Genomic DNA, 15,872 nt, shown 5'->3' on the forward strand with positions numbered 1-15,872 from the left:
ATCGGGAAGATGGCTCGACGGCTCTGGGGCGGCGCGCGAAGCCATGCTGAGCGCAGCGCGCCGCCCTGGGCGGTCATGGCCGATCGACAGGTCTCTAGAATGACGGTGTTCGAAGCCTCATTCCGGAGACGGATCGACCATGACCAGACCACAGCTTACGCCGCCGGCCGGCGTTCTCGTAGCCATCGACGTCGCCAAGGCCCGCAACGAGGTCCTCATCGAGGTGCCCGGCTCCGGCCGACGACGCCGGTTGAGCGTCCTCAACACCCGCGCCGAGCACGACCGTCTGATCGCGCTCCTGTCGAACCTCGGCCAGCCGGTGACCTGCGGTTTCGAGGCCACCGGCAACTATCACCGCCCGATCGCTTGGCGCCTGCTCCAGGCCGGCTTTGCCGTGCGCCTGATCTCCTCCGTGGGGCTCGCCCGCACCCGCGAGGCCCTGCACAACGGCTGGGACAAGAACGACCCGAAGGACGCCCAAGTCATGCTGCACATGATCCGCATCGGCGCCTCGCAGGTGTATCACGACCCGCTCGCCGCCGGCATCAACGACGTGCAGGAGCTGTCCAAGACGCACGACGCCGTCTCGCGGGCCAAGACCGAGGTGCTGCATCGGATCCTGACCCACTACCTGCCGCTGTATTTCCCAGAGGTCGACCGCTTCCGCCACAACAGCCGCTCGGACTGGTTCTTCGCCTTCCTCGATCGCTTCCCCACGCCCGCCTGCATCACCGCGCTGAGCAAGGAAGCCTTCATCGCCGCCGCCTGGGATGTCGTCGGGCGCAAGGTCGCCAAGGCGCAACTGCTCGGCGACATCTACGAGACGGCCCACAGCTCGATCGGCCTGCCGGTGCCGCCTGACGCTCCGGCGGTGAGCATGTTCCGGCTCGTCATCGGCGAGGCGCGCGGGCTGATCCAGCAGCGCGACGCCATCGAGGCCACGGCCGACGCCCTCTTGACCGACAGCTCCGACTACAAGCTGCTGCGCCGCATCCCCGGCATCGGCCCGATCAACGCCCTGACCATCCTGGCTGAGGCCGGCGACCTGCGCCGCTTCAGCCATCACCGGCAGTTCCTGAAGTTCTGCGGGCTCGATCTGGCCACCCAGCAATCCGGCACCTTCCGCGGCCAGACCAAGCTGTCGAAGTACGGCAACGCCCGGCTCCGGCGTACGCTCTGGCTGGCCGGACAGGTCGCTATCCGGCAGCGGGAGAACGGCTTCCGCGACAAGTTCGAGCGCTACATCGCCCGCGACCGGCACAATGCCGACCTGCGGCGTAAGGCGCTGACCGCGATCACCGCCAAGATGGCGCGCGTGGTGCACGCCGTCATCAAGACCGGTGCCGACTACCGGCCCTTCGTCGAGGGCCGGTGCCAGGTGGGAGAACCCTCTCAGCAGAGCCGTGAGGGCGTGAGAACCACGACCCTGTAGATAATGCTCGGGTCTCCTGCCTGGATCGACATCTCGTGTTGAGGACGGTGAGGACCACGGTGCCGCGTGCATCGGCTGGATCCTGTGTTCGCTATGGCCGAGAGTTCTTCCGGATCGGCAGGAGCCGCCTGGATCGACGTTGACGACAAACACACCGCGGGCGCATGTTCGCGGACGGAGACCTGTTGCCTGGCCAGCCGTCCTTCATCGCTACGTAGGACGTTATCGACCTGAATCGCGCCCGGTGCTCCGCGCAGCAGCGCCAAGCGACCGACGACAGCCACGACCTGCTCGCCTTTGATGCCCTGGTCGACCTCGATCGCCAGAGCCTCGCGCGTGAACGCATCGACGACCGTCAGGGCCCGCAGCCGGCGGCCGTCGAACAGCGCGTCGGAGACGAAGTCCATCGACCAGCGTTCGTTCGGCCGGAGCGCAGCAGGCTGACGCTCACGGTGTGCCGCGCTGACGTTCCGGCGCGGCCGCTTGAGCCGCAGGCTCAGCCCCTCGTCCCGGTAGAGACGGTGGACCCTCTTGTGATTCACCCGCCAACCCTCCCGGCGCAGCAGGATGTAGATCCGGAAGTAGCCGTAGCGCACCCGGCTCTTGGCCAGATCGCAGATGCGCATCCGCAGCGGTGCCTGATCGGGCTTGGTTGAGCGGTAGCGGATACCCGACCGGCCGACGCCGAGCGCGGCGCAGCCGCGCCGCTCGCTCACCCCGTGCGCCTCCTGAACCTGGTGCACGAGCTCGCGTCGCCGACCAGGCGTCAGAGCTTTTTTGCGAGCACGTCCTGCAGGATGTGCTTGTCGAGGCTCAGATCGGCGACGAGTTGCTTGAGCTTGCGGTTCTCGTCCTCGAGCTGCTTCAGCCGCCGCAACTCGCCAGTGCCCAAGCCGCCGTAGAGCTTCTTCCAGCGGTAAAAGGTCTGCTCCGAGATGCCCATCCGGCGCAGCACCTCCGCGACCGGTGTCCCGGTCTCGGCCTGCTTCAGCGCGAAGGCGATCTGCTCTTCGGTGAACCTGCTCTTCTTCACGGCTTTGCTCCTCCCATCAGGGTCTCACACAACCGGAAAACTCGCACTCACGCCGGACCAAAGCGATGGGGGGACGTCAGCGAGGCCGGCCGCGACACCGCCCGGACAAACTGCACGCTGACAAAGCCTACGACGCTCAACCGCGCCGACACGAGTGCCGGGCGCGTGGGATTGCCCCACGCATCGCACGCCGCGGCATCGAAAGCAGCGAGAGGCTGGGCCGGCACCGGTGGGTGGTGGAGCGCACACACGCTTGGTTCAACCGCTTCCGTCGGCTGCCCGTGCGCTATGAGCGACGTGCAGACATCTACGAAGCCTTCACCAGCCTCGCTGCCAGCCTCATTACACTCAACCAGCTCAAACGGTTCTGTTAGGCGCTCTAAGTGTCGTCCCCCATAACGATAGCGCGGCCCGGCAGGATGTGATTCACGGCTCCTGCCGGAGGCGCCGATGGATCATTCCTGGCTGACGGACGAGCAGTCTGCGAAGATCGCTCCGCACCTGCCCACCGATACGCGAGGCAAGGAGCGCGTCGACGACCCGCGCGTGATCGGCGGCATCGGTCACGGGCTGAAATCCGGCGGACGTCGGGCGGACGCACCGCGCGAGATCTACGGCCCGAAGAAGACCTTGACCGCTTCATGCGCTGGGCAGGCAAGGACGGGCGGTCTGTTCGAAGCTCTGGCTCAGGCTGGCGGACCGCCGGCCCAGGGTCTGATCGACGCATCCGGGGTGGAGGCCCATCGCTGTTCCACGGGAGGCGAAGGGGAGAACCGATGCGGGCAAGCGGGCGCTCGCGCGGTGGACGCACGGCCGGGATCCACGCGCCCCCCCCGACCGCGCCTGCCGCCCGCTCGCTTTCCTGCTGATCGGCGGGCCGGCCGCTGACTGCACGGCTGGTGCGGCCGCTTCCTCGGCAGCCCTGCGGAGGACCGCGGCCTTATCGGACCCTTTGCGCGCACAGTCGTTCTGCCACGGCGCGCCACGCTTTGACCAGCTGTCGACGGCTTCCCGGGTAATGCTCCACGAGAAGGGTCATATCGACAACGCGTTCGGCGTCGAAAATGCAATAACCGGCCTCTCTCTCACACCAAGCTGCAAAGCTTCGCCCGGAACCGTCGAAACCAAGCATGATCGGCCAGACGATCCTCTCCGACGTGCCGCCACTTTCTTCACGGTAGACAACCCGCATCTTACGCTGCTCGCGCATCGCGCGGCGGCACTGCGCCAGATCGAAGCGCGTGGCGACCGAGGGAGGGCCGGAGGCGACGTAGAAACTGCTGTCGTCGAGAGCCGGCCGCAGGGTCGGAGTCAGCACGCTATCGATCTTAGCGAGAGCATTGCGAACGGCCTCAGCCAGGGCGGCGTCGGTCTGACGGCTCACCCATTCCGCACCGATGACCAGTGCGTGCAGTTCCTCTTCGGTGAATGAGAGCGGCGGGAGCAAGAAACCAGGGCGGAGAGCATAGCCGACGCCGGCCTCCGCATCGATGTCGGCCCCCATGGCTTGCAGAGTCGCGATATCCCTGCGGATGGTGCGCAAGGAGACGCCGGCCTCGCGAGCGAGCACCGCGCCCGCCACCACCCCTCGGTGACGGCGGAGACGCTGGAGGAGGTCGAAGAGACGGTGACTGCGCGACACGGCTACCCGATCGTGACGACCACTTTGCCGCGCAGCTTGCGGCCCGCCTCGATTGCCGAGATCAGCGGAATAGCTTGCGCGAGCGGCACGGTTTCGGCAATCGGCAGAACCAGCGTCCTGTCATGGGCTGCCTTTGCCAGGCGGTCGAGCAGGTCCGCACGTGGCTTTCCGACGATCGGTTTCATCCGCCGGTCGAACACGGCACGCAAGAACCGAACGGGCGTAGGCTCGACCGTGGTGAAGGTGCCGCCCTTGCGCAGCAGGCCGATACCGGTTGACGTCGAGAGCGTTCCTGCAGCATCGAACACCACGTCGAATACCTCGGAAATCGTGGATGCGGCCTTGACCCGATAATCATAGACTGTTTGGAGCCCGAGCGAGCGGGCACGCTCGATCCCTTCGGCGCCACAGCTGCCCGACACCTCGGCGCCGAACATGCGTGCGATCTGCACGCCGGCCTCTCCGACAGCACCCGAGCATCCATTGATGAACACGCTCTGACCGGGCCTCAGTTGCGCCTTGTCGATGAGGCCATTCCAAGCCGTGACGCCCGCCGTCCCGAGGCATGCGGCCTGCTCGAAGGAGACGGTCTCCGGCTTTTTCGCGAGCGCGGCTTCCTTGGCAATGACAGCTTCGGCCAGTGAACCGGCCTCCTTGAAGCGCGCCATGCCGAAGACCGCGTCGCCGATCTTGAATCGGGTCACGTCGGCCCCGACCGCGGTGACGGTGCCGGCCAGGTCCAGACCCATTCCACGCGGGAACGATCGCCCGGTCACGATCTTCATCGCCCCGTTGCGGACCTTCCAGTCGATCGGGTTGAGCGCGGCGCGACGGACGGCGACCGCCACTTCGTCCTTCCCTGGCGTTCCCAGTGCAAACTCTTCGAGCCGCATGACTTCGGGGCCGCCGTAGGAGTGATATTGAATGCGTTTCATGGACTCGCCTTTCACCCGAGGCGGCGTCCTACGCCGCCGTGGTGACAATTTCTGTCACCATCGTGGAAGCGGGAGCGGCGGACAGCATCCGCCCGCGTGGGAGCGCGCCCTGATGGCGGGGGCGTACTGGCTTCAACAGCAAGTCAGGGAGCGCTCGGCCGCTGATTGGCCCCGATCCATGATGCAGTCCGAACCTTCGCGATCGAGACGTGGTGGATAGATCGCAGTTCCTGTTTGAGATCTGGATCGGAATCTCTGTCAGATCTGGCGCGAGTCAGGCCGCAACATGTGCAACGATGGTCGGTCGGAGGCTGAACGTCGGCTTCTGGACGACGATCTACGGTCCGCTGTCCACCCTCAGCCGAAGGTGTCGGAGGGGCGGTAAATGGCTGCTTCCGGGTGTCGGCGAAAGCTGGCGGCACGGCTGGCAGGGGTTGGGTGCGGACCGGCGGCTCAGGGTGGGTTTCTGACAATCCGCTTCCGGGCGCAAAACGCAAGAAGCAGACGCGTTTACGAGGATCCAGAAGGACACTCAGTCGATGGCCGTCTGATGCACGTGATGATCTCCTATTGCTCGGTTATGGGCCGACGTTTTGGAACCAGGATATCACCACCCTTCGCGCTTCGATTTTCGCGCTCGGCAGGTTGATTTTGGCGCGACTCAGAATATGATTTCCATGTCGAGAAGAGAGCAGACCGATTGGTAGCGCGGTCGCCGCTTGCGGTTTCTCATCGCCCAACTGGCTCCACGACGTTCAAACCTGGCGGACGCCAAGGTGAACGTAGGCGTGCGCGTAGCGCGCCGGTGGAGATGGGCGCCTTATGTCTGAACGCTTAACAGACATCGTCTCGAAAACCATCTCAGCGCTTACCTTGGTAGCTCCAGGTCCTTTCGCAGGCCGCCCCGGCGGCTGGTCGCTCGATCTAGGCCTATATCAAGGACAACAAACGTGAAAATCATCATCATCGGTGCGGGGATCGGCGGCCTTTGTCTTGCGCAACATTTGCGCGCATCGCAAATTGAGGTCGCGGTCTATGATCGAGATGCAGGCCCCTGGGATCGAAAGCAGGGCTACCGCCTGCATCTGGATGCCGATGGCATCTCGGCGCTGAAAGCCGCCTTGCCTGGGCCGCTGTTTGCGCTGTTCGAGGCCACCTCGATGCACCCGCTGCCCTACACGACCATCATGGACACGAGTTTCGCAATCCAGCGCCGGTTCCAGACCGACGACTACAGCAAGACGCAGCATCACCTGACCGACGGCATTGCCCAGCATCTGAACGTGAACCGTGCGACCCTGCGCGAGATCCTGTTGCAGGATCTGGAGGATGTTTGTCACTGGGATGCACGGCTCGAAGGTTATGAGACAGATGAGACGGGGGTCTCCGCGATTTTTTCCGATGGCCGGACGGCGCGCGGCACAATGCTGGTGGGTGCGGACGGCGCGGGGTCGGCGTTGCGCCGTCAAAGGGCGCCTGACGCGAAGATGATGGATTCGGGTGCCCGCGCCATCTATGGCCGCCTGGCCTTGAGCGACGCGCGGCGGGTTCTGCCGCCTCACGCCCTGGCCGATATTTTCACCGCCGCCTTCGACACCCGCAAGTTGATCCTGGGCGTGGGGCCTGTGATCTATCCGATGGCGCCCGATCAAGCGGCCCGCGCCTTGCTGCCGCAGGCGAGGCTTCGGACGCAGGATGATTACATCGGCTGCATCATCGCGGGGCGCAAGGAGCTGTTCGGGGACGACGAAGCCGCCCTGCGCGCGGCCTCCAGCGACACGCTGCAGGATCTGGCGAGCCGGCTTCTGGCAGAGTGGCCGTCAGGGGCTGCAAAGGTGCCGCAGGCGGGCGAAGCGGGTTCATTCTTCTATGTCGAGATGGCCTCCTGCATTCCCTTCGATCTCCAGCCGGAGACGAGGGTCACGCTCCTGGGCGACGCGATCCACACGATGACACCCAGCCTGGGGCGAGGCGCGAACGTCGCCTTGCGCGATGCGGGGCTTTTGAGGAACTGGATCGTGAAGCATCACAAAGGCGAGTTGTCCTGCGATGCAGCGCTTCAGGCGTATGAGCGGGAGATGACCACCTATGGCTTCGAGGTGGTTCGCCGTTCGGCGGATATGGGTGCAAAGCTCCTTGGACAGGATCCCCTGTCGCCGAGTTGAAACGACGGCGACAGCCAACCCGGCCTCGAACGAAAGTGGGGCGCGAACGAGTTACGATCGCTTCCGGGATGCGCTGATCGTCGCCTAAGCGTCTGGCATGGGTCGCGTCCGGAAACGCGGCTCGGGATGGGTTTCCGCCGGTCCGTTTTCGGGCGGCCCGCAATGCTTGAATCGTTAGATTATATACAATAGACGGGCGGCCCGTCCAATCTCCGCCCTCCTATGGCGACCTGTGGACCGAGACCGCGGATGCGACCGCTTTTTTCGACTGAGGGCCTCCACCCCAGGATCGCCTTCCGGCGATGGCGGGAGATGATGTGCGATCAGATGGTTCCGAACGAGATCCGGAATCTTGACGCTGCGCCGTTCCACGGCCGGATCGAGGTCACCGCGATCGGAGCGTTGCCGATCACGCGAAGCGTTCAGAGTTCCACCCGGACCGAAGTGACACCCGAGGCGGTGCGGCGGAACGGCCGGGGTGACCGCCTCTACGCGGTCTTCAGCCAATCCGGCCGCCATGCCGTCCAGCAGAACGAGCGTGAGGCGCTGGCTCGGGCCGGCGATTTCGTCGTGCTCGATCATCGACCGGGCGTGAGCGAGATCGAGACCGGCACCTTCCTGATCCTCGACCTGCCGCGGGAGCGCCTGGAGAGCGTGCTGGGCCCGTCTCAACTGTTCACTGCCCTCGCGGTCGAGGCCAACCTCGCCTCTACGATGCTGGCGAACACCTACGTCCAGGAACTGATCCGGGTGGGAGATCGGCTCAACCCCGACGGTGCGGCGCGCATGGCGTCGATTGGGATCGATCTCGTCGTGGCCAGTCTCGCCGAACGGTTGGCGCAGGAGGTGCCCCGCTCCATACACGGCAACGCCACCGTCCAGCGCGCCAAGGCCTACGTCGAGGCGCACTTGAGTGACACGACCCTCGACCCGCCGAAGCTCGCCGCCGCGGTCGGCGTGTCGCTGCGCCGGTTGCAGGAGCTGTTCCACGAGCGCGACCGGCACATCTCCGACTACATCTGGGGACGCCGGCTAGAGGCGGCAGCCAAGCGCCTAGCCGATCCGGCCTGCGCCCACCTGTCGATCGGCATGCTGGCTTACGGCTGCGGCTTCAGCAGCCAGGCGCATTTCGCGCGCCGCTTCAAGGATCGCCACGGCATGAGCCCGCGTGACTACCGGCGGGCGCACAGGTAGGACGTGCCGTCGGCCGCATCCGTTTTCGGGCTGTCGTCCGAGTCCGCCGAGGGGCCGAATTGGGTCGGAGACGGACCGTCCGCTCTTACTTCGACATTGCCCCGACCGGTCCGCTCCGGGTCGGCCGGATAGGGGCGCCGACCGCCGGGCTGATCTTTGTCAGTCGCTCGGATGACGGGAAACCCGACGGCGTGACGGTGGCCATCGATGGGACGACTACCGTCCGCGCCGCCGCCCGCACGCTGACGCACGCGCGGCCCGTCGCCGTTCCGTTTGTGGCCGGTCGACCAGCAGATGCAGGTCGCTGTCCCGCAGGGCCGCCCCGCTGCCCTCGCCTGCGTCACGATCGGGCTGGACGAGGCGAAGCGGCCAGGCGTCGTCCACAGGATCTTCGAGGCCCGCGGCTTCGGTCAGGACGCGGTTGCCTCCCAGACCAGCGCAGCTGGCTCACCGGTCAAGCCGCGTCGGAGCGCCCGTCACATCGCATTCGGGTGGACGGCGGAGGGCCGGGCGCGCGGCTCCGCACGGACGCGAGCCCCGGATCCCATTCACGGGCGGCAATGGCCCGCTTCCCTGGCCGCACGGGGCCGGCCGCCGGGTGAAGAGCGGCCACGAACGGGGAGCCTCGATGAGGGGATGCCAGGGCGCACGGCCAGCCGCGCAGACGCATGGGTCGCCCGATCCGCCGCATGACGTCGATGGTTCACAATCCAACACGTCGGAGTTGCGAACCGCCCGCGTGGCTTGCTGCCCAGGATTGCTTGTGGAACCGTGTGGGCCTGGGAGAGGTGACAGATGCTCCGCACCGAACGTTCCAAGACGAAGCGCGATCTGAGATGACGGCTGAGGGTCCGCCCGACAAGATGGCCGAGGTTGCTGGACTGGCGGCTGCCATCGCCGACCACATCCTCGCGCAGCACGAGGCCGGTCTCACGATCCCGCCGGACCAGTTCAGGATGCTCGTGAGCGCCGCCCGGATGCTCCTGGACAACGGCGTATCGTGGCCGCCATCGGTGACATACCTCGTGATGGAAGTCGCCCGGCGGGTCGAGGAAGCCGAGCCTCCGCCCAAGGGCGACGAGGTCGTGGCGCACCTGACGCGGGCGCTCAACGCGGTCAAACCCACCTGAGGCCTGCCTGAGGCGCACCGTCACGCGGCGGGCGCGCCGATTTCCTGCGGGATCGGCGCCCTATATGGGCCCCATGCCCACACTCGGCCTCAAGCTCCCGCTCCGGATCTGCGTCCTCGAGAACGCCGCCTGCGTCGAGGATGCCGGCGGCCGGCGCACCGGCTTCGTCTACTGGGACGAGGGCAGGCCGGGAGGAGGCGACAGTGCCTTCACCCGCGCCGAGGCCATCGAGCAGGTCCGGATCATCGCGAGCGCCTGGGCCGGCGCCCTGGTCCACAGCGGCACCCTCGACACCGGCCCGGCACCCGAGCCGGGCGCCGCCGCCGCCGAGCCATCTCCGGAAGGCTGATCGCTCCCGGTAAAGCGGGATCCGCTACAGGCCGGCGCCGCTCACGTACGAGACCGGCGCGCCCGAGCTCGTCGCGGAGGCCGCCACGGTGGCGGCGATCCAGTCGCCGTCGCCGGTCGCGGGCACTCGGCACGCCCGTGCCATGGCCCACATCTGACGGCGCCAGAGCCAGAGGCGGAGGGTGTGGATGAGGTCGTACACGGCCGGCCCCCCATGCTGTCGCTCCCGTCCATGTGGGGCGCGCGCTCGGTCCGCTCAAGCGTGCGGCGCCCTCATGGCCGCGTTCGGATGCCCCGCACCTAAGCGGCGACGTGCTTCATCACGAAGTGGAAGCCGAGTTCGGGGTTCTTGCTGAAATCGGCATCGTAGAATGCGTTCTCATTGCCGGAACCTCGGCAAAAATCCTTGAACTGAAACATGCTCTTCGGGACGAATTCGAGCCCGTGCTGCCGGACAAGCTCGCGCCACCACGTCTCCGGCTTGACTGTAGGATGGTAGCTCACGCCGTTGGCGACATCGTCGTATGTCGCGGCGGAGCCCACGAAAAGACCGCCGTCGGCCAGATGAGATTTCACATTGGCAAACAGCTGAGGAAGCAACGATTCCTCGATGTGCTCGAGGACCTCCCACATCGTGATGACGTCAAATTTGGCTTTCGTACCCGTCTTCTGATCTATCAGAGAAAATGGCTTGGTAATATCGCATGTCTTTAGATAATCTGGAATGATAGACCATTCGGCGCGCTGCGCGCGAAGGGAGTAATCGCTTCCCTCGATTCCGAATGCCGCGTTGCCTCTGATGAGGAAATCGAAGACGAGGCCGCCCCCTGCGCAGCCGAGGTCCAGGGCGGTGACCTTTCGGCCGAAATGGCTTTCGATCGCATGACAGAACCGCTGATTGCGTGTATTGTCATCCTTTGTTCCGCGCGGAACCGTGTGATCGTTGCTCTCGTAGGCGATCGGATGATCTGTCACGAGACAGAAGTTGTTTTTCGGCGCCAGCTGAACGACGGCGAGGCGCCTGACATCTTGCATCTGTGCGAGCTGCTGCGCGTGAGCCGCCATGATCTTGCTGTCGAGGGCGGCGTAGAGCTGGCGGCCCACATCAAGAATCTGCTGGGTGATGAATTGCTTGTCTTGGTCGTTCATCACAAATTCCTGACGATCGATCTCGGTGTGACGCGGCGTGGCTGAGCCCGAATTTATCCCAGATCCTGTATCAAATCTTTACGCGACGGTCTGAATCCGGGGCGCGAAGCGGCGGCGCCCCGCCCGACGGCGCGCTTCGTCCGGGACCTGCGTCCGGGACCTGCCGCCAGCCCGGTCCGGTAGGCCGACCGAACGCCTCACGCCCCCGCCCCCGGCAGCCCGGTCCAGGCCTCGCGGATGAGCGCGAGGCGCTGAGCGGCCCGCGCCGCGTCGGCCTCCGCGACCTGGTGGAGGACCGCCTCCAGCGCCTCGGATCCGCCGAGCGCCGCGGCCGCCGCGCCCTGGCGGCGCATGGCGGAGCGGTGTGCCCGCATCGCCGGCCCCGCCTTCGGCCCCGTTTCGATCCCCTCCAGGGTGGCGATCAGGGCCGCCGCGAACGGGGCGACGTCGCGCCAGGATGCCGCTGTGGTCGCCGCCGAGGTCGCCGGCTCGGGGGAGGCGGCCTGCGCCGGCGGCGGCGCGGAGAAGCTGGTGGTGAGCGGTCGCTTCATGACGAACCTCCACGGGCGCGATATCTAAGGGGGATCGGCCGGCGCGGAGCTGTACGAGGAGCGCATGGCCGAAAGGCGGAAGGCCACCGGATCCGGCGAGGACGGCCTGTCGCGCCACATCCTCCCCAATGCCGGTACGATGGTCGGTGTCTGCACCACGCTGATCGGCCTCGTGAAGATCGCCGAGGGCTGGATCGGGCCGAGCCACGTCGACGAGGCCGCCGCCCTGACGGCGGTCCTGTTCCTGGTCAGCGCGATCGCGTCCTACCTGTCGATCCGTCTGGGGGATGTCAGCGACCTCGCGATCCGCCTGGAGCGCTGCGCCGACATCTGTTTCGTCATCGGGCTGATCGGTCTGACGCTGATCTCGGTTCTGTTCGCCTACGAGACGATCTGACGGCGTGCCGCAGGGAACCGTCGGGCAGGGCATCGGGGTCGGTCAGCGCCGCCGCGAGGAGCGCGAACAGACCGAGATGCAGGGCGAGCGCCGCCGAGCCGGCATCGTGCAGGGACCACAGGCCGGCCGCACCGACCGCCATGAGCGGCGGCCCGGCCACGTAGACGAGGCTCCGCCACGCGGCCGCGGGGCGTCCGAGGCGCCAGAGGCAGCCGGCCAGCGCCGCCAGGGCAAACCCGCCCTTGATCAGCGCCATGAAGCGGATCACCCGCACGAGATCGGGGTCGATTTCGGCCGCAGGGGAGCGTCCGGCCGCGATCCAGGCCAGCGGAAGTGCGAGGACCGTCAGCGCGGCCAGCATCATGCGCGCCGGAGGGGCGCCGCGCGTCGCGCGCCCGGCCGCGGCCGGGATCGTCATCGCCTGAACCCGCATCGGCTTCCTCCTGCGCCCCGCTCCGATCGGAATCGAGTCTAGGCGCTCCGGGGGCCTCGGTCACCTCAAAGGGAGAGGGAGCCGGCAGGGCCGCGCCGCCGCAGGCGCGTGCCGGGACGACGCACCCCGGCTCAGCAGCCGCGGAACAGGGCGACGCCGAAGGCGGTGAATTTCAGCGGCAGGTGGCAGTGGCCGTCGGGGTCGTCGATCCGGAAGCGAATCGCGGCCTCCTCCAGGAACCCCTCCCCCGCCGCCCCGACGAAGTCCCCGATCGCGAACACGACCTCGTAGAGTCCGGCGGCGAGCCGCGTCCGCACGATCGGATGATCGAGCGTCCCGTCCGCGCCGAGCCGCCCCTCGGCGAGCACCCGCCGCCGGGACCCGGCCCGCAGGACGCGCACGCGCATCCCCGCGGCCGGCCGGCCCGTGGCGGCGTCGACGGCGTGGAGCGACAGGCCGGTCACGGGGCGCCGCCCTCCCAGAGCATCCGCCAGGGATGGGCGGCCTCGTAGGCCGCCGCCATCGCCACCAGAGCCTCGTCGCGGCCCCAGGGCGCCACGAGCTGGAACCCGATCGGCAGCCCGGCACGGGAGGGGCGGCAGGGGATCGAGATCCCGGGACAGCCGGCGGCGTTGACGAAGCCCGTGAAGGTCGCCGAGCCGCGGGGGCCCACCGGCACCCCGGCGATGCGCTCCGGATGGGTGTCCTCCGCCCGCCAGGGTAGCGCCGCCGCCGTGGGCGTCATCAGCAGATCATGCGCGGCGAACAGGGCGGCGAGATCCTGACGCAGCGCCAGCGCCATCCGCTGCACGTCGAACAGGTCGGCCGCCGAGAGGGCCGCCCCGGCCTCCGCCAGGGCGCGGATGTCGGGGCCGAGGTCGTCGCGCCGGCCCGGATGCGCCCGCATCAGCCAGGCGATTCCGGCCTGGCCGAGGATTGGCCACGCCTCCGTGATGGCGGTCGCCGCGTCGAAGCGGCCGGTCTCGACCCGGTGGCCGAGGCCGGCGAGGCGCCCGGCCGCCTCGGCGACGCTGTCGGCGATCTCGGGATCGACCGGGGCGGTGCCGAAGGCCGGGACATGGAGGATCCGCAGCGGGCGCTCCGGCATTGCGGCGGTCCCGAACGGGCCGAAGCCGTTCGGCGCGACCGCGTTCGGATCGGCCGCCCCGAGGATCCGCATCAGCGCCGCGAGGTCGTCGACCGTGCGCGCCATCGGCCCGACCACCTCGAGGTCGAGCATGATCGGCGGCAGCCCGCCGGTTCGCGGCACCCGTCCGGCGGTGGGTTTCAGGCCGACGAGGCCGGTATGGGAGGCGGGGCGGCGGATCGAGCCGCCCGCATCGGTCCCGAGGGCCAGGGGGCCGATCCCGGCGGCCACCGCCGCGACGGCGCCGCCGCTGGAGCCCCCCGGGGTCAGCGCCGGATCCCAGGGGTTGCGGGTGACGCCGGAGACCGGGTTCCCGGTATAGCCCTGGACGGTCAGTTCCGGGACGTTGGTCTTGCCCAGGATCACCGCTCCGGCCGCGCGCAGGCGGGCCACCGGCGTCTCGTCCCGGTCCGCCCCCTGCCCCGCGTAGAGCCGGCTGCCCCAGCCGGTGGCGAACCCGGCGACGTTCAGGCTGTCCTTGATAGTCACCGGCACGCCGTCGAGGGGGCCGAGCGGCCGGCCCGCCGCCCAGCGGGCCGCGCTCGCCGCGGCGGCGCGCGCCGCACCTTCGGGATCGACGGCGACCAGGGCGTTGAGCCCCGGGTTCACGGCCTCGGCCCGGTCCAGGCAGGCGCGAGCGGCCGCGACCGGGCTCGCCGTCCCGGCGGCGTAGCGTCGGCCCAGGGCGGTGGCCGAGAGGGTCCAGAGCGGGCCCGTCGCATCGGTCTGCATCATGGCTCTCCCTCGCGATGCGCGATCCAGCGGGCGAGCGGCCCGCTCAGGCCCGTGGCCGGTTTCGCGGGCGGCCGGGCGAAGCGTCCGGCCCGGGGCGGCCGCGTCCCGAGCCGCACCAGCGCCTGCGCCTGGCCGAGGGCGGCCGCCAGCGGGTCGACCAGGGGCACCGGCACCGCGTCCTGCAGGGTCGTGGCGAGGCCGGCGAGGGGCGCCCCGGCCAGGATCACCGCGTCGGCCCCCTCTTCGACCGCCCGCTCAGCCAGGGCCAGGATCTCGGGCCGCAAGTCGTCCTGGACCTCGGTCACCGCCTGGAACGGCCGGCGCACCGCGTAGAGGCCGGCGCAGCGGGCCGACAGGCCGGCCAGGGCCACCGCATCCTCGTACCAGGGCAGCAGCGCGGGGGCGAAGGTGACGATCGCGAAGCGCGCTCCGACCTGGCAGGCGGTCAGCATCGCCGCCTCGGCCATCCCGACCACCGGCAGGTCGAACAGCTCCCGCGCCGCGATCAGCCCGGGATCGCCGTAGGCCGCGATCACCGCGGCATCGTGGCCGGCCTGGTGCGCGGCGAGCGTCTCCAGCACCGCCGCGCCGGCGAGCTGCGCCTCGGCCCGGCTGGCGATGTAGGGCAGGCCCGTCGTGGCGGTGAGCGCGGTGATCCGCGCATCGGGGGCCAGCGCCGCCTGCGCCGCCCGCGCCATGCGTTCGGTCATCGCCGCGGAGGTGTTCGGGTTGAGGAGCAGGATCCGCATGGCGGGTCAGCCCGCCATCCGGCGGGACAGGCCGGCGGCCCGCTCCATCACCACCGCCAGCACCACCGTCACCAGGATCAGCAGGCTGGAGGCCGCCGCCACCGTGACGTCGAGGCGCCCCTCCAGATCCTGCCACATCCGGATCGGCAGCATGTCGGTGGCGGCGTCGCGCAGGAACAGCGAGACCGGGACGTTGTCGAAGCTCGCCATGAAGGCGATGAAGCCCCCGGCCAGGATCCCGGGCCGGATCAGCGGCAGGGTCACCCGGCGGAACGTGTAGAGGCGCGAGGCGCCGAGGGAGGTCGAGCTCTCCAGCAGCACCGGGTCCATCTGCGACAGGGCCGCGACCGTGGTGCGGACCACGAAGGGCACGCAGACCACGGTGTGGCCGAGGATCAGGGTCAGCGGCGAGACCGGGATCCCGGCGAGGCTGAACAGCATCAGGGCGGCGAGCCCGAAGGCCAGGGCCGGCAGGACCAGCGGCGACAGGAACAGGCTGTCGAGGAGCCGCGCGGAAAGCCGCCGCGACCGGGCGATGGCGAGCGCCGCCGCGGTGCCCAGCACCACCGACAGGAGGGTCGCCCAGCCCGCCACCACCAGGCTGTTCCAGGCGGCGGCCTGGAGCTGCTCGGCCTCCGCGAGCGCCGCGTACCAGCGCAGGGAATAGCCCGGCGGCGGGAAGCGCAGGGAGAAGCCGTTGGTGAACGAGACCACCACGACGATCACGGTCGGCGCCGCCAGCAGGACGAGGCAGAGGCCGGCGAGCAGCAGCACGGTGCCGTGGAAGCTGAACCAGTCGAAGTCGCGCCGCAGGGACGTCCGCATGGTGACC

General features: G+C 68.5%; 15 protein-coding genes and 4 pseudogenes. 8 read left to right on the plus strand and 11 right to left on the minus strand.

The window, feature by feature from the left end:
• Positions 1 to 139 precede the first annotated feature (139 nt).
• Positions 140 to 1,415: pseudogene (locus A3862_RS24815) on the plus strand (IS110 family transposase).
• A gap of 238 nt (positions 1,416 to 1,653) precedes the next feature.
• Here A3862_RS24815 and A3862_RS24820 read toward each other — a convergent pair.
• Positions 1,654 to 2,465, minus strand: a pseudogene (locus A3862_RS24820) (IS3 family transposase); the annotation flags it as partial.
• 77 nt (positions 2,466 to 2,542) lie between these two features.
• Here A3862_RS24820 and A3862_RS24825 point away from each other — a divergent pair.
• Both A3862_RS24825 and A3862_RS24830 read left to right on the plus strand, forming a co-directional pair.
• Positions 2,543 to 2,839: pseudogene (locus A3862_RS24825) on the plus strand (transposase); the annotation flags it as partial.
• Positions 2,840 to 2,915: 76 nt separating this feature from the next.
• A pseudogene (locus A3862_RS24830) lies at positions 2,916 to 3,369 on the plus strand (IS5/IS1182 family transposase); the annotation flags it as partial.
• 36 nt (positions 3,370 to 3,405) lie between these two features.
• Here A3862_RS24830 and A3862_RS24835 read toward each other — a convergent pair.
• Positions 3,406 to 4,107: a helix-turn-helix transcriptional regulator gene (locus A3862_RS24835; protein ID WP_043756319.1), complete on the minus strand. Its 702-nt coding sequence runs from the start codon at positions 4,105 to 4,107 to the stop codon at positions 3,406 to 3,408.
• Between the two features lie 2 nt (positions 4,108 to 4,109).
• On the minus strand, positions 4,110 to 5,042 hold the full coding sequence (locus A3862_RS24840) for an NAD(P)-dependent alcohol dehydrogenase (RefSeq protein WP_043756317.1): 933 nt from the start codon (positions 5,040 to 5,042) through the stop codon (positions 4,110 to 4,112).
• Positions 5,043 to 5,992: 950 nt separating this feature from the next.
• Between A3862_RS24840 and A3862_RS24845 the strand changes: the two genes are divergently transcribed.
• The 4 genes from A3862_RS24845 to A3862_RS24865 all read left to right on the plus strand — a co-directional run bounded on the left by A3862_RS24845 (position 5,993) and on the right by A3862_RS24865 (position 9,880).
• The gene (locus A3862_RS24845) at positions 5,993 to 7,207 is read left to right on the plus strand and encodes an FAD-dependent oxidoreductase (RefSeq protein ID WP_236961497.1); all 1,215 of its coding nucleotides are present in this window, start codon (positions 5,993 to 5,995) and stop codon (positions 7,205 to 7,207) included.
• Between the two features lie 249 nt (positions 7,208 to 7,456).
• Positions 7,457 to 8,401: a helix-turn-helix domain-containing protein gene (locus A3862_RS24850; protein ID WP_043756315.1), complete on the plus strand. Its 945-nt coding sequence runs from the start codon at positions 7,457 to 7,459 to the stop codon at positions 8,399 to 8,401.
• An 836-nt stretch (positions 8,402 to 9,237) separates the two neighbouring features.
• Entirely contained in the window at positions 9,238 to 9,531 is a 294-nt protein-coding gene (locus A3862_RS24860; RefSeq protein WP_111474074.1) for a hypothetical protein, read from the plus strand.
• A 64-nt stretch (positions 9,532 to 9,595) separates the two neighbouring features.
• Positions 9,596 to 9,880: a hypothetical protein gene (locus A3862_RS24865; protein ID WP_236961499.1), complete on the plus strand. Its 285-nt coding sequence runs from the start codon at positions 9,596 to 9,598 to the stop codon at positions 9,878 to 9,880.
• Between the two features lie 24 nt (positions 9,881 to 9,904).
• On the opposite strand, the gene A3862_RS31670 is transcribed toward A3862_RS24865, so the two are convergent.
• The 3 genes from A3862_RS31670 to A3862_RS24875 all read right to left on the minus strand — a co-directional run bounded on the left by A3862_RS31670 (position 9,905) and on the right by A3862_RS24875 (position 11,579).
• Positions 9,905 to 10,081, minus strand: a complete 177-nt coding sequence (locus A3862_RS31670) for a hypothetical protein (RefSeq protein WP_164706397.1) — start codon at positions 10,079 to 10,081, stop codon at positions 9,905 to 9,907.
• Between the two features lie 98 nt (positions 10,082 to 10,179).
• Positions 10,180 to 11,028: a methyltransferase domain-containing protein gene (locus A3862_RS24870; protein ID WP_043354281.1), complete on the minus strand. Its 849-nt coding sequence runs from the start codon at positions 11,026 to 11,028 to the stop codon at positions 10,180 to 10,182.
• 197 nt (positions 11,029 to 11,225) lie between these two features.
• A complete protein-coding gene (locus A3862_RS24875) occupies positions 11,226 to 11,579 on the minus strand; it encodes a hypothetical protein (protein ID WP_043386561.1) in 354 nt (117 codons plus the stop codon).
• Between the two features lie 64 nt (positions 11,580 to 11,643).
• Here A3862_RS24875 and A3862_RS24880 point away from each other — a divergent pair, with 64 nt between their 5' ends.
• On the plus strand, positions 11,644 to 11,976 hold the full coding sequence (locus tag A3862_RS24880) for a hypothetical protein (protein WP_043354278.1): 333 nt from the start codon (positions 11,644 to 11,646) through the stop codon (positions 11,974 to 11,976).
• Here the strand turns inward: A3862_RS24880 and A3862_RS24885 are convergent.
• The 5 genes from A3862_RS24885 to A3862_RS24905 all read right to left on the minus strand — a co-directional run bounded on the left by A3862_RS24885 (position 11,918) and on the right by A3862_RS24905 (position 15,865).
• Positions 11,918 to 12,409, minus strand: a complete 492-nt coding sequence (locus tag A3862_RS24885) for a hypothetical protein (protein WP_236961500.1) — start codon at positions 12,407 to 12,409, stop codon at positions 11,918 to 11,920. The two genes, A3862_RS24880 and A3862_RS24885, sit on opposite strands and share 59 nt — an antisense overlap.
• A 131-nt stretch (positions 12,410 to 12,540) precedes the next feature.
• Positions 12,541 to 12,873, minus strand: a complete 333-nt coding sequence (locus A3862_RS24890) for a hydroxyisourate hydrolase (protein WP_043354274.1) — start codon at positions 12,871 to 12,873, stop codon at positions 12,541 to 12,543.
• Positions 12,870 to 14,291: an amidase gene (locus A3862_RS24895; protein ID WP_111474075.1), complete on the minus strand. Its 1,422-nt coding sequence runs from the start codon at positions 14,289 to 14,291 to the stop codon at positions 12,870 to 12,872. The genes A3862_RS24890 and A3862_RS24895 overlap by 4 nt, the downstream gene beginning before the upstream one ends.
• Positions 14,288 to 15,040, minus strand: coding sequence for an aspartate/glutamate racemase family protein (locus tag A3862_RS24900; RefSeq protein WP_111474076.1), 753 nt, complete (start codon positions 15,038 to 15,040; stop codon positions 14,288 to 14,290). The genes A3862_RS24895 and A3862_RS24900 overlap by 4 nt, the downstream gene beginning before the upstream one ends.
• Before the next feature lie 6 nt (positions 15,041 to 15,046).
• On the minus strand, positions 15,047 to 15,865 hold the full coding sequence (locus A3862_RS24905; RefSeq protein ID WP_043386552.1) for an ABC transporter permease: 819 nt from the start codon (positions 15,863 to 15,865) through the stop codon (positions 15,047 to 15,049).
• Between the last annotated feature and the right edge of the window lie 7 nt (positions 15,866 to 15,872).

Origin of the sequence: Methylobacterium sp. XJLW (assembly GCF_003254375.1) — a bacterium.
GTDB classification, from domain to species: domain Bacteria; phylum Pseudomonadota; class Alphaproteobacteria; order Rhizobiales; family Beijerinckiaceae; genus Methylobacterium; species Methylobacterium fujisawaense.

Coding starts and splice junctions, on each gene's coding strand:
- A3862_RS24840 (WP_043756317.1), bottom strand. CDS start 5,042: ATGAAACGCATTCAATATCACTCCTACGGCGGCCCCGAAGTCATGCGG.
- A3862_RS24875 (WP_043386561.1), bottom strand. CDS start 11,579: ATGAAGCGACCGCTCACCACCAGCTTCTCCGCGCCGCCGCCGGCGCAG.
- A3862_RS24880 (WP_043354278.1), top strand. CDS start 11,644: ATGGCCGAAAGGCGGAAGGCCACCGGATCCGGCGAGGACGGCCTGTCG.
- A3862_RS24870 (WP_043354281.1), bottom strand. CDS start 11,028: ATGAACGACCAAGACAAGCAATTCATCACCCAGCAGATTCTTGATGTG.
- A3862_RS24895 (WP_111474075.1), bottom strand. CDS start 14,291: ATGATGCAGACCGATGCGACGGGCCCGCTCTGGACCCTCTCGGCCACC.
- A3862_RS24885 (WP_236961500.1), bottom strand. CDS start 12,409: ATGCGGGTTCAGGCGATGACGATCCCGGCCGCGGCCGGGCGCGCGACG.
- A3862_RS24905 (WP_043386552.1), bottom strand. CDS start 15,865: ATGCGGACGTCCCTGCGGCGCGACTTCGACTGGTTCAGCTTCCACGGC.
- A3862_RS24865 (WP_236961499.1), top strand. CDS start 9,596: ATGGGCCCCATGCCCACACTCGGCCTCAAGCTCCCGCTCCGGATCTGC.
- A3862_RS24900 (WP_111474076.1), bottom strand. CDS start 15,040: ATGCGGATCCTGCTCCTCAACCCGAACACCTCCGCGGCGATGACCGAA.
- A3862_RS24850 (WP_043756315.1), top strand. CDS start 7,457: ATGCGACCGCTTTTTTCGACTGAGGGCCTCCACCCCAGGATCGCCTTC.
- A3862_RS24860 (WP_111474074.1), top strand. CDS start 9,238: ATGACGGCTGAGGGTCCGCCCGACAAGATGGCCGAGGTTGCTGGACTG.